Origin of the sequence: Soonwooa sp., from assembly GCF_032062245.1 — a bacterium.
Taxonomy (GTDB): domain Bacteria; phylum Bacteroidota; class Bacteroidia; order Flavobacteriales; family Weeksellaceae; genus Soonwooa.
The window spans coordinates 251,427-264,865 of the sequence record NZ_DAMBQF010000001.1; the positions used below are offsets into that span (position 1 = coordinate 251,427).

A 13,439-nucleotide genomic window follows, 5' to 3' on the forward strand; every position below is an offset into this window, starting at 1 on the left:
TAAGCTCTAAGATTTTCACTAAATTTATCCTTCGATAAAATACAAGATGGCATTACTAGATTTATCCAACGAAGTCGCAATCGGTATCGATATTGGCGGCACTAACACTAAGTTCGGACTCGTTAACCACCGTGGCGAAATTCTCCAAAAAGGAAGCCTAAAAACAACGGGTTACGACAAAGTCGAAGACTTTATAGATGAGCTTTACAACAATATAAAAACCTTGGTTGACATGCATCCCGAAGTATCGGTGCGTGGCGTTGGCGTTGGCGCTCCCAACGCTAATTATTATAAAGGAACGATTGAGCATGCTCCCAATCTTAACTGGAAAGGTATAATCCCATTTGCTAAATTAATCACAGAAAAATTTGAAAAACCTTGCACCATCACCAATGATGCCAATGCAGCCGCTTTGGGCGAAATGATGTACGGCGCCGCGCGCGGTATGCGAGATTTTATCATGATAACTTTGGGGACTGGCGTTGGTAGCGGTATTATTTCTAATGGTCAATTAATCTACGGCCACGACGGTTTTGCGGGAGAATTAGGACACACCATTGTGAAACCTGGTGGAAGAAGACATTGGAGCACCGATTCCGAAGGTTCTTTAGAAGCTTATGCATCGGCATCAGGCATTAGTATCACCGCCAAAAAACTGCGTGCAGAATTTCCGAGTTCGATGTTAAATGATTTTCCAGAAGATGAAATCAATTCGCAAACCGTATTTGAGTGTGCTGAAAAAGGCGATGATATTGCTAAGGAAGTTTTCCGATATACAGGTCAAATTTTGGGTGAAGCTTTAGCCAATTTTGTTATGTTCTCTTCACCAGAAGCTATTTTGTTATTTGGAGGTGTTATCAAAGCGGGCGATTATATTTTGAAACCTACCAAACTCCACATGGAGAAAAATTTGTTACCGATTTTCCGTAACAAAGTGAAGTTAGTCACCAGCGAATTGGACGAAGCCGATGCAGCCATTCTTGGCGCAAGTGCTTTGGTCTGGGAAAAATAATTTTATTTAAACTTTTTTAAAAATGAAAAATCTTGCATTATTTATATTGACCTTGGTAGTATTTGTCAGTTGTAATGGACAAGATTCTAAACCTAAAACTATAAATATTAAACCTAAAAATAATCATAAAATGGAATTAGCAACAATAGGAGGAGGCTGTTTTTGGTGTGTCGAAAGCTGTTTCAATATGTTAAAAGGTGTCGAAAGTGTAACCTCTGGATATTCTGGTGGACATAAAGACAATCCCACTTACGAGGAAGTTTGTACGGGAGAAACTGGTCATGCAGAAGTCGTGCAAATTAAATTTGATCCAAGCATCATCTCGTTTTCAAAACTCTTGGAAGTGTTTTGGTTTTTACACAACCCAACAACGCTTAACCGACAGGGCAATGATATTGGAACACAATATCGTTCGGTGATTTTTTATCATTCTGAACAACAAAAACAAGACGCTCAAACTTCTCTTAAAAACTCGGAAGCGAAGCAGGAATGGGAAGGAAAATATGTGACAGAAATTGTTCCGTTTGAAAAATTTTGGGCTGCAGAAACTTATCATCAAGGTTATTACAACGCCAATCCCACACAACCTTATTGTAGCGCGGTGGTTGGTCCTAAAATTCAGAAGTTTAAAAAACATTTTGGTGCATTAGACATGTTGAAACCTGAATAAAATTAAAAAGCGCTCTAGAAATTCTAAAGCGCTTTTTTATATGTTTTAAATTTAATTAAAAACTACTTCCAAGTTTGGTTATCTTTTCTTTCAGAACGTTTTACACCGTTATCGATGTTATACGCAAGACCGATTCCCAAAGTTTGTTTAAGCTGAGTTTTCTTAATTTGATTGTGATCGTAGATAAGATCTAGAGTGATTAACGACGAAATATATTTATTAATTTTCATGTTAAGAACACCGCCGTACGACAGCATCAAACGCTCAGGATGATCTAGATAATTCGAAAATACCGAAGCCGAGTTCATCAAGCTGATATTCTCCATAATTTGCAATTTGTATTGCACTGTTCCCAAGAAACTGAACTGGAACAATGACGAATCGCCATCATGTTTAAGCCCGTAATCACCTGCCAATTGTAAATCTTTATCACCGACAAAAGTCCATCTCGCATTGGCTGCATGTAGTGACATTGTAAAATTATCATTCGGCTTGTATGTAAAACCCGCACCAACATTAACATAACCTGGCGCCATAAAGTTTGAAATCTTTTTAGCATCAGGATTGTTGCCATCCTCATAACCTGCCGAAAATTGTGTTAACAAACTTGCACCACCTGACGCATACCAATGACCAGAAATTTGTCTACCATAGTTAGTAGAAAGATTGATGATATCTTGTGTTTTACGATTTCCTAGACCTTTTGTATTGTTCATCCCGCAACCTAAAATCAAGATATTTTCCCAAAGGTCTTTATCTTTTTCGTAAGTCATGTTTTAGTTAACACCCGCAACCCAGCCAACGTTGTTAGCTCCACCACCAACCCAGTTGGAGAAAGCCGCTTGGTTTAGCATTAACGTATTTTGACCAACGATAGACCACGCTTTTGTAGACTCCGCACCCGCAACTTCTTTGTTATCTTTCGCCTTTGCAAGAACAGTCAAAAACAAAGAGGCGAATAAAAGTTTTTCATGTTTGTATTATTTAATAAAAGGATTAATTATTTTACTGTTTTTATCACGTTCAAGTTTGAATCCAAAATTATAGGTTAAACCAACACCCAAAGTTTGTTTAGTTTGTAAACCCGCAATTTGGTCATGATCGTACACCATGTCAAATGTGACAACAGTCGTTATAAATCTATTGAACTTCATATTTAAAGCTGCTGAATAAGCTACATCAACACGTTCAAAATGTTCTAAATAATTGGAGAAAAGATTCAGTTTGTTGAGGAGCGTCATATCTTTCATAATATTAATACGATAGGTCGCATTAACCATCGCCCCAAGCTCTGTTCTCATGCTTTGTCCATCTCTTTCTAGACCGAATTTACCAGCTTGTTGTAGATGTGGGTCTAAGACAAATGTAAACTTACCATTGATAGGACGCATCACCAATTGGAAATTATCATTAGGATTGTACGAAATACCAAGACCTAAGTTAAGATAACCTGGCGCCATAAATTTGGAAACGCGATCATCATATGTAGGATCAGGTGTTAAAGAATAATTATATCCAGCCCCAAACTGCGACGCAAATTGGAAACCTGTTGATATATAGTAGTTAGAGCCTAACTCATAACCATAATTGGAAGAAAGGTTGATGTAATCTTCGGTTTTTCTGGTCGATTGTCCTGTTGACGTCACAAAACCATAACCTAGCTGCACATTATTTTCAAGAAAATGTTTTCCCGTTTTGTAATTAAAATTATAGTTCACTTTTCCGATAACCCCGATGTTATCGTTGCCCCCAGCATACCAATTCGAAAACGATGATTGGTTAAATACGAGGCTATTTTGTCCAAAAATAAACCAACGTTGTGCTTCAACAGTATTAAACATACTATAAGGCGTTATTGGCATATCTTGTAGTGACAATTGTGGTCGATCTTTGAAGATAATTGTATCTCCTTTTTTAATAACCTTAATATTAGATAGCGTTTCTGTATCAATACTATCCAAAACCGTATTAGCAGTCGTCCAATTAGCTTGTGCTATCGAGTCAATGATTTTGCTAAGATCAGGTCTTTTCTGAGAAAATAATATTAAATTTAATCCTACAAATACTACTGAAAATAATTTCTTCATCGTTTAATTCAATCTTACAATCTGCAAAATTAAGACAAAATAAATAATTTCACTTTTTTTAAAAGTTAAAGCCCTCTATACAAAAATCTGGACAGAATTTCCTAATTCTATTTTTGGCAACCAATTTGACAATCCAAAGATATGTTTATAAAAAGTATCAACCGCAAAGCACTTGTTGCTCCTATCCTAATGCTTGCATTAATGTGGATTGGCTATGCATTACAAAACTTAGGTTTTTTCAGCAATTGTACAGGTGCCATTATTCCGTTGATGCCGGACGGGCTCGTAGGGATTATCACCTCTCCATTTTTACATGGAAGCCTCGAACATATTTTCGGAAATAGTGTTCCGATCGCTGTACTTTTATTTTTGTTGTATACATTTTATCCAACAATTGCGGACAAAATTTTAATAACAGGTTGGATTAGCACAGGACTTTTGGTGTGGCTACTTCCGCCAATCGATATTTTTACAGGACAATGGAACTACGCCTGTATCATCGGCGCCAGCGGCGTAGTCTATGTTTTAGCATTTTTCTTGTTCTTTAGCGGACTTTTTCGTTGGGATATGAAGTTGTTAACAATCTCTTTGTTAGTCGCTTTATATTACGGAAGTTTGGTTTGGGGTATGTTACCAGAAGAATTATTTAGTAACTTACAAGAGCCAAGCAGAATCTCTTGGCAGTCACACCTTGCTGGTGGCTTGGTTGGGATAATTCTCGCATTTTTGTTCAGAAAAATAGGAGAAAAAAAGAAAAAATTCATTTGGGAATTCCCGAACTATTACAGCGAGAAAGATGACAAAATGTGGCAAGAATATAAAGAGAAATTTCCAGATGACTTTTTGGAGCTTCCTCACAAACCAAAAGATAATATTTGGGATCATCTTGATGAGATAAGACGTCGCGAATCTAAGTAACCATTCTAAAATCCAAAACGATGAACACTGAGCATCTATACGCTATTGCATTACGAAGTTGCCATCAACTTGGGATTCTCAATTATAAAAAACTGATTGACGAATTTGGATCTGCCGAGCAAGTCTGGAATCTTCCAAAATCTTCTCTCAAACAGATCTTTGGTATTGGTGATAAACGCTCGGAAGAAATCGGCTCCGAAAAACATTTGGATTTTGCGACTTCGGAGTTACAGTTTTGTGAGAAAAACGATATTAAAATCATTTCTTTCCAAGACAAAGATTATCCGCAACTTCTTCGAGAATGTCCAGATGCGCCAGTTTTACTCTTCGTTAAAGGGCAAATACCTGTTAAGACGCATAATGTCAGCATTGTTGGTACAAGAAATATCACGAGCTATGGGAAGCAATTTATCGACGACTTTTTATCTGAATTAAAACCTAAAAAAGTTTCAACCATCAGCGGTCTTGCTTATGGTGTTGACGCTCAAGTTCATGAAAAATCTCTACAACTCAACATCCCGACTGTTGCAGTTTTGGCGCATGGTTTACACATGATTTATCCTTCTAAACATCATCGTTTATCACACCAAATTATTGACAACGGTGGCGCTCTTATTTCAGAATATACTTCGAAATCAAAACCTGACCGCGAACATTTTCTCCAACGCAATCGTATTATTGCAGGATTTTCTCAACAATGCATCATCGTAGAATCGGCATTTGGAGGCGGATCGATGAACACCGCCAATTTCGCCAACGACTACAACCGTGATGTTTTCGCACTTCCAGGAAAGCTATCGGATAAATACAGCCAAGGTTGCAATCTTCTTATTTCGCAGAATAAAGCGCAAATTATCCACTCTGTATCAGATTTGGTGCAAACTTGCTTCACCAATCAAGCAGAAGTTGGAAATCTTTTCTTACAGTTTGAAATTCCAACTATTGATAACCCAATACAATCGAAAATCTATCGTTTAATACAAGAAAAGATTAGCATTTCTTTTGACGAGTTATTAAACAAAATCGATAAAAATCCGCAAGAACTTCTCAATATTTTATTAGAAATGGAACTTTTGGGATACATAAAATCGCAATCCGGCAAGAATTACACTTGTTCGAATTATTAATATATTGTTAACTTGATAAGAAAATTTTATTTTTAGTTCTAAATTTTCAAAAAGAAAAGCATTTTATAAAAACATTAAGAAAAATATTTGTTTAAGCTAAAAAGCATTAAAAAAACTCAATAATTGTTTTGCTTTTTTGAAAATAAAATTAAATTTGTCACATAACATTAAAGCTTTATGGAGCAACACGAAATCGATCAAAAGATTAAGGATTTTATCGCCAATATCGAAGCGAAAAATCCAAACGAACCAGAATTTATCCAAGCGGTGAAAGAAGTTGCTGTGACGGTTATCCCTTTTATTGCAACGAGGCCAGAGTACGACGGCATGAAGTTGCTAGAAAGAATGGCTGAGCCAGAACGTGCAATTATCTTCCGTGTGCCATGGGTAGATGACAAAGGCGAAATCCAAGTTAACCGCGGATTCCGTATCCAGATGAACTCTGCAATTGGCCCGTACAAAGGCGGTATCAGATTTCACCCGACTGTTAACCTAAGTGTTCTTAAGTTTTTGGCTTTCGAACAAGTTTTCAAAAACTCTTTGACAACGCTTCCGATGGGTGGTGGTAAAGGCGGTTCAGATTTCGATCCACAAGGCAAGTCCGATATGGAAGTGATGCGTTTCTGCCAATCCTTCATGACAGAATTGTGCAAGCATATCGGTCCTGAAACTGACGTCCCAGCTGGTGACATTGGTGTTGGTGCTCGAGAAATTGGATATCTTTTCGGACAGTACAAACGTATCCGTAACGAGTTCACGGGTGTGTTGACTGGTAAAGGCTTGGCTTATGGTGGATCTTTGATTCGTCCAGAGGCAACAGGATTCGGTGTTGTGTATTTCACGGAGCAAATGCTAAAAACGATTAATCAAGATATTAAAGGAAAAATTGTTACAGTTTCTGGTTTCGGAAATGTGTCTTGGGGTGTTATCAAAAAGATTGAACAACTTGGAGGCAAGACAGTTACAATCTCTGGTCCTGACGGCTATATCTACGATGAAGAAGGGATTTCTGGTGAAAAAATTGACTACCTATTAGAGTTAAGAGCAACTGGAAATAATCGAGCTGAGGATTATGTTAAAAAATATCCTAACGCAAAATTCTTTGCTGGGAAACGTCCTTGGGAAGTGAAATGTGACATTGCAATTCCGTCTGCTACTCAAAATGAATTAGATTTGGATGATGCTAAAAAGTTGGTTGCTAATGGATGTATCTGTGTGACAGAAGCGGCTAATATGCCTTCAACTTTGGAAGCAATTAATTATTTCTTAGAAAATAAAGTTTTATTCTCTCCTGGAAAAGCTTCTAATGCTGGCGGTGTAGCAACTTCTGGTCTAGAAATGACGCAAAATTCTATTCGTCTTAACTGGACATCCGAAGAAGTTGATGCTCGTCTTAAAGAAATTATGATTGGCATTCACAAAGCTTGTCGCGATTACGGTAAAGAAGAAGATGGTTATGTTAACTATGTAAAAGGTGCAAACATAGCAGGTTTTGTTAAAGTTGCCGAAGCGATGTTAGCGCAAGGTGTGGTTTAAAATAAAACCTATAAAAAGTAAAAATATAAAAGCCCAACTCGAATGAATTGGGCTTTTTTATTTTAAATTTAAATCAAATTACTTTCTTGGAAGTCCGCGTTTCAAAGCATAATTTGCTCTTTCTACGGCTTTTTTCTCTTTCCAAGTCATATATCTAATTTTGAAGTTTTTCTTCATAAAGTTGTCAAACGTTCTTTGCACAGTAAGATTCCACAGCGAATGAGCCTTTACGCCCCACGATTTATCCCAAGCTCTTAACGAAATTGAGAAACTTCCGTCCAAATATTTCATCCAATGCCACCAACCAGTTGGCATAAACAATGTGTCACCATGCTCTAAAAAACATTCGATACCCTCAACGCCATCCAAAGCTGGGAAGTTTTTGAAATCTGGATTTTCGATATCATAATCTTCCAAAGCATAAGTTGCGTAAGGAATTTGATACAATCTATCTTTCCACTTATAATCGAAAAGCATGATATGTTTTCTTCCATTAAAATGTGTGTGGAAGATGTGCGCCATATCGATATCATAATGTAAAAACGTTACAGAACCCTTTCCACCAAAGAACATATTAGGATATTTATCCAAAAAACCACCCATTAATTCTTTAGGAGAAATGTAATCATCTAATAATTTTGGAGCGCTTTTAATCGGATCAAATAAGAAAATTCTAAGATCTGTTGGCTCTCTTTGTATCAAATCGATATAATCACCAAACTTCATTTTTGCTGCGGAAGCGTTAATTGGCGCTGCTGGATCAGCTTTAGAACTGTCATACAAAGGCACCTCAACATCACCTACAGCCTGCTTCATATAGTCCATCGTCCACTTTTGGTAAGCTGGCCATTTTCTAGCCATATTCTTGATAACCACCGGTGTACGGGTTTTAAGGTATTTATTTTCGAACTCCTCTTTCGTAATGTCATCAACAACATCAATCGGTTTCAGAATGATTCCCATTTTGCTTAACTTAATATGTTACAAAATTATTAATTTTTTGTGGAGTGTGGTCAAAAAAAATAGTTTTTAATTATAATGATTCTAAATTATTTTATCTATTAAAATCTGCAATTGCCGATTAACACTAACAAAATTGACAAAGATTTAACTTTTCATCAAATTATTTCTCAAACAACTGTAACAAAAAAAACAAACTTCTACTAATTGTTTAGTGATACAGTAACTATATGAAAAATCTACTCAGTTTTATTTTGGTATTTTGTTGTTCAATAATTGTTTTAGCTCAAAAAACAATTAGCGGCAACATTACCGACTCTAACGGAAAAGCATTACCAAGCGCCAGTGTAACTATTGAGGAACCTGGCAAAAACGCAATTCTAGCTTATGCAATATCCAATTCTAAAGGTGAATACAAGATTATTTTCACCTCATCAGAAAGCGATGTGATTTTAAAGGTTAAAGCTTTTAATCAAAAAACGCAAAGCAAAACGATCAAAAATACTGACCAAACTCAAAACTTCTCATTAGCTGGTGAAACAACCGAAATTGAAGAAGTAAAAATTAAAACTAAGTTAATCACCAAAAAAGGTGACACGATTTCTTACGACATCAAAGCTTTCGAAAACAAAGCCGACCGTAGCCTTGCTGACGTTTTGAAAAAAATGCCAGGTATCGAAGTCAACAAAGATGGTACTGTACTTTATCAAGGTGAACCGATTAACAAATTTTACGTTAATGGAAAAGACTTAATGGAAGGCGGTTATGGGACAATTAACAATTCACTTCCAAAAGATGCTGTTGCTAAAGTTGAAGTCTTGGAAAATCATCAGCCAGTTAAAATTTTACAAGATAAAGTCCCTTCAGAAAACGCTGCGCTTAATATTAAACTAAAAAAATCGGTGACGATGACGGGTCGTGGCGAGGTTGGCGCAGGTTTTAGTCCTTTCCTTTGGAATGTTAAATTAACACCTATGTTTTTTGGACAAAAAAATCAATGGGTCGTTAACTATAAAGCGAATAACAATGGCGAATCTGTAGAGAATGAAGGCAAAATGCTTTCTTTTGGATCTCGATGGGAAGGTCGTCGATCGCAAGCATCACAAAAATCTTGGACCAATGTAGAAACGGCGGGCACGCCCAATATTGGAGAAAAAAGATATTTGTTGAATAATGTTCATTTCTTCTCCGCTAATTTGTTGACAAGCCCTTTCAAAAATAAAGAATGGGAGCTAAAAGCCAATGCATCTTATACCAACAATAGCATCAAGCGTGAGGATTATCAAGTTAGCGTTTATGATGTTGGCTCCAGAACAGTGCCCTTGGGCGGAACTTTTACGTCAAGTACCTCTAATAATTTCTATGATAATGCTGCAAAAGGAGAATTAATCTTTACTAAAAATGCAAAAAAAGGTTTCTTCAAAAACACAACAACTTGGAATAGTTTCTGGAATACAGATCGCGCAAAAGTTGACAATTATCTACCACCAGCTGTTGGCGAAACGAATGCGATTCATAAAATGGCAATGGAAGATCTTAACTCCCCGAGTGGTATTTTCCAAAACGCGTTAAGTACGATTGTACCTTGGAAGGAAAAGCTTTTCAACGTGATGAGTTATGTTAAATATCAAAAAGATAAACAAACGATGAGCATTAATCCAGGAAGTTATCTTATTGACTTTGGATTCGGAAATTATGAAAAAATCAACCAATATGCGACTTCAAAAACCTTAGAAGTTGATCATTCGGTGTCGGTAGGATTTAGCTACAAAAAATGGACTTTCACGCCGGAAGTGGGTTTAAATATGAATTTTAATAACTTAAATTCTGCGATCAATGGGGAAGTTGGTGGCACCAATCACTTTCTTGGAAGCGATATGCTTAACGATGTTGATTGGAACGAAATCCAACCTTACACACAATTGGGCGTTAATTTCAAATCCCAAAATTTTAATCTTAATATGACTTTGCCTGTTAATTTCTACGGCATTACATATAGAGATAATATCCGCAACAAATATCTTGACCGAAGCAAAACGGTTTTTGAGCCGACATTATTTGCAAATTATGAGTTTGCTTCATTCTTCAAACTTTGGGCTTTTGCTAACCAAAAATATGATTTCGGAAACTTTGGATTCTTGTATGGCGGAAAAATGCTAACAAGCCCAACAAGTCTTAGAGTGCGTAGTGCGGATAACATCGAAATGCCAGAGTATTTAACAAGAAGCATTGGATCTAGATTAGAATACCGAAATCCACTTAACAACTTGTTCTTCAATGTTAGATATAACTATTCGACCAACAAGAGAAACATTATAGAATCTTACAACACCAATGGTTTCACAAATGAGTTGGTGTTGGAAACAATGGACAACACGTCTAAAAGTCAAACCGAAAGCGCAGAAATTGGAAAGTATTTCCCTAAATATAAAATGAACTTATCGGTCTCAGCTAGCAATACAGATTCTAATTCGTTTTCATTTTTTAATGATCTACGCGAAACAGATTCTAACCGACAAAATTTAGGAATTAAATTTAATAATGCTTATTTCAGTTGGTTGAGTGTTGATTACAATATAGGTTTTAATTGGTCAAAAAGTAGGAACACAACAGACAATATCGATGTGAAAACTTCTGGCTGGAATCACAATCTTAGCACTTACATCTACCCTAGCGAAAATCACACTTTTGGGTTCTTTTGGGATGATTTGACAACAAAAGTAAAAGGCACTAATTTCCGAAACTCTTTCTTTGACGTGTCTTATCAATACACTTGGGTTAAAAAGAAAATCGATTTCGAGCTAAAATGGTTAAACATTGTAAACCGAAAAGTTTATGAAACGGTAAGTGTTGACGTTGCACAAAGCTTGATCTCAACTAACCAAATGTACATCCGACCAAGTCAGTTTATGTTTACTGTTAAATTTAATTTTAAATAAAATTCAAAAAAAGAATCAAATAATTTCTCAATAAAAAAATATTTCGCTGAAACATTGCGAAATATTTTCTACATTCGTATAACTAATTTTTTAGTCATGAAGCATTTAAATCTACTTTTATTACTTCTTAGCATTTCCATTTTTGGACAAGGCACACGCATCGCCTATGAGTATGAATTTGCGCCAAACATTAATCAAAAAGATACGATAAAAAAAGAAACTGTCTTTCTTGATATTCGAAAAGATGGCAGCAAATTTTACAGCCAAAAACAGTTTGTTGCTGATTCGCTTCGCGATCAATATTTTAAACAAATGCGTGCGTCCGGAACGATTAACACCAACTTTAAAGGAACAAATCCAGGTATGGTAAAATATAATGTTACCAAATCTTATCCCGATTACAACATTGTTCTTAAAATGCCAATCAACACAAACAATTATGCCATTAAAAACGAAAAATCTATCGTTTGGAAAATCGATCCTGAAACCAAAAAGATTGACAAATTCACGGCTCAAAAAGCAACGACAGAATTTGGAGGAAGAAGCTGGACGGCGTGGTTCACGCAAGAATTACCTTTCCAAGATGGACCTTACAAATTTTCGGGACTTCCAGGTTTAATATTAGAAATGCAAGATGCAACGGGAACACATGCTTACAAGTTTTTAGGCATTAAAAAATTTGACGATGTCGAAATTAAAGAAAGTGCGAATGACAGCAATGGCAGAGCAACTGTGATAATCGGCGGTAGCAAAGGTAAACCTCTTGATGTTACAGAAGCGAAGTTTACACAATTATGGAAAGAGTACAAGAACGATCCTGTAAAAGATATGCGCCAAACTTTGTCACAAGGTAACGTGAAAATGAAACTGAACATGAACGGAAAAGACATCAGCGATCCCAACGAAATTATTCGCACCATGGAAAAAAGTCAAAAGGAGGCTTTCAAAAATGACAACAATCCGCTCGAATTGACTTTGTTCCCATAAATTGATTTCAAAATTCACTAATATTTATTACATTTATAATCCCTTATCAACAAGGGATTTTTTATTATGAGCTATTTAGAAAAACTAAAAAATATACGTGCTTTTGTCTTCGATGTGGACGGCGTTTTCACCGACGGAAGCGTCTATCTTCTTCCCGACAAAAATATGTCTCGAGTTATGAATGTACTAGACGGTTACGCCGTTGTTAAAGCGATAAAAGCAGGTTACAAAATTGCGGTTATCACAGGCGGAGATGATCCTATGGTACGCCATCGCATCGACTATTTAGGGATTAAAGACTATTATGCAAAGTCAGCTCATAAAGTGTCGGATTATACAGATTTTAAACTAAAATATCAGATCGACGATTCCAAAGTTTTGATGATGGGCGACGACATTCCAGATATTGGCATTATGAAACAAGTGGCGATTGCAGCAGCACCAGCCAACGCCGTACCAGAAGTTAAAGACATTGCAGATTATATTTCGCCCATCGAAGGTGGAAAAGGCGCAGTACGTGATGTTATCGAACAAGTTATGAAAATTCAAGATCGTTGGAATCTAGAAGATGACACCAAATCAACTTAAAATGAAGTTATTATTAGCTTCGGCATCGCCACGCCGTCAAGAACTTTTAGCATCATTAAATTTTCCTTTCGAAGTTGTAAAAATTAACTGCGATGAGTCTTATCCCGAAGATTTAGCAACAAAAAATATTGCTGGCTTTGTAGCCAAAACAAAAGCTAAAGCTTATAAAGATTTAAAAGAAAATGAAATCCTTTTGACTTCGGATACGATTGTCGCTTTGGAAAACGAAATCCTTTTAAAACCAAAAAATGCAGATGAAGCATTTGATATGTTAAAAAAACTATCGGGCAAAACGCACCAAGTTTACACTTCAATTTGTATTAAAACGCTTGATAATTTAATAACAGAAACCGATTGCGCCGATGTGACGATGCAAATTATCTCAGATGACGAGATTAATTATTATATCGAAAAATACAAACCTTTTGACAAAGCTGGTAGTTACGGCATACAAGAATGGTTGGGGATGAGCAAAATCGAAAACATCAATGGGAGCTATTATAGCATTATGGGACTTCCAACACATTTGGTGTATAAATATTTATCAAAATACTTTCCTGTTGAAGGATTCTCGATATAAATTCGTTTTTAAAAAGAAAAAGATTATTTTTACAA

11 protein-coding genes and 1 pseudogene are annotated in these 13,439 nt (G+C 36.2%); 9 read left to right on the plus strand and 3 right to left on the minus strand.

Annotated features, from left to right (window positions below):
- Positions 1-46 precede the first annotated feature (46 nt).
- Both RT037_RS01135 and msrA read left to right on the plus strand, forming a co-directional pair.
- Positions 47-1,012, plus strand: a complete 966-nt coding sequence (locus RT037_RS01135; RefSeq protein WP_313027319.1) for an ROK family protein — start codon at positions 47-49, stop codon at positions 1,010-1,012.
- Between the two features lie 22 nt (positions 1,013-1,034).
- A complete protein-coding gene (msrA, locus tag RT037_RS01140; RefSeq protein ID WP_313027323.1) occupies positions 1,035-1,682 on the plus strand; it encodes a peptide-methionine (S)-S-oxide reductase MsrA in 648 nt (215 codons plus the stop codon).
- 62 nt (positions 1,683-1,744) lie between these two features.
- Here msrA and RT037_RS01145 read toward each other — a convergent pair.
- Positions 1,745-2,632 (minus strand): annotated as a pseudogene (locus tag RT037_RS01145) (DUF3078 domain-containing protein).
- Positions 2,633-2,662: 30 nt separating this feature from the next.
- The gene (locus RT037_RS01150; RefSeq protein WP_313027327.1) at positions 2,663-3,769 is read right to left on the minus strand and encodes a DUF3078 domain-containing protein; all 1,107 of its coding nucleotides are present in this window, start codon (positions 3,767-3,769) and stop codon (positions 2,663-2,665) included.
- Between the two features lie 141 nt (positions 3,770-3,910).
- Here RT037_RS01150 and RT037_RS01155 point away from each other — a divergent pair, with 141 nt between their 5' ends.
- The 3 genes from RT037_RS01155 (at position 3,911) to gdhA (ending at position 7,350) form a co-directional block, all read left to right on the plus strand.
- Positions 3,911-4,687, plus strand: coding sequence for a rhomboid family intramembrane serine protease (locus RT037_RS01155; protein WP_312323604.1), 777 nt, complete (start codon positions 3,911-3,913; stop codon positions 4,685-4,687).
- A gap of 20 nt (positions 4,688-4,707) precedes the next feature.
- Positions 4,708-5,814 carry a DNA-processing protein DprA gene (gene dprA, locus RT037_RS01160; RefSeq protein WP_313027332.1) on the plus strand — a complete coding sequence of 369 codons (1,107 nt, stop codon included), beginning with the start codon at positions 4,708-4,710 and terminating at the stop codon, positions 5,812-5,814.
- Positions 5,815-5,991: 177 nt separating this feature from the next.
- On the plus strand, positions 5,992-7,350 hold the full coding sequence (gene gdhA / locus RT037_RS01165) for an NADP-specific glutamate dehydrogenase (protein ID WP_079666501.1): 1,359 nt from the start codon (positions 5,992-5,994) through the stop codon (positions 7,348-7,350).
- Between the two features lie 78 nt (positions 7,351-7,428).
- Here gdhA and RT037_RS01170 read toward each other — a convergent pair whose 3' ends face one another.
- Positions 7,429-8,313, minus strand: coding sequence for a cupin-like domain-containing protein (locus tag RT037_RS01170; RefSeq protein WP_312323283.1), 885 nt, complete (start codon positions 8,311-8,313; stop codon positions 7,429-7,431).
- A 227-nt stretch (positions 8,314-8,540) separates the two neighbouring features.
- Here RT037_RS01170 and RT037_RS01175 point away from each other — a divergent pair, with 227 nt between their 5' ends.
- The 4 genes from RT037_RS01175 (at position 8,541) to RT037_RS01190 (ending at position 13,404) form a co-directional block, all read left to right on the plus strand.
- Positions 8,541-11,249 carry a hypothetical protein gene (locus RT037_RS01175; protein ID WP_313027339.1) on the plus strand — a complete coding sequence of 903 codons (2,709 nt, stop codon included), beginning with the start codon at positions 8,541-8,543 and terminating at the stop codon, positions 11,247-11,249.
- Between the two features lie 96 nt (positions 11,250-11,345).
- Positions 11,346-12,236, plus strand: a complete 891-nt coding sequence (locus tag RT037_RS01180; protein WP_313027341.1) for a GLPGLI family protein — start codon at positions 11,346-11,348, stop codon at positions 12,234-12,236.
- 66 nt (positions 12,237-12,302) lie between these two features.
- Entirely contained in the window at positions 12,303-12,824 is a 522-nt protein-coding gene (locus RT037_RS01185; protein ID WP_312323288.1) for an HAD family hydrolase, read from the plus strand.
- 1 nt (position 12,825) lies between these two features.
- Positions 12,826-13,404, plus strand: a complete 579-nt coding sequence (locus RT037_RS01190; protein WP_313027345.1) for a Maf family nucleotide pyrophosphatase — start codon at positions 12,826-12,828, stop codon at positions 13,402-13,404.
- Positions 13,405-13,439: the final 35 nt, after the last annotated feature.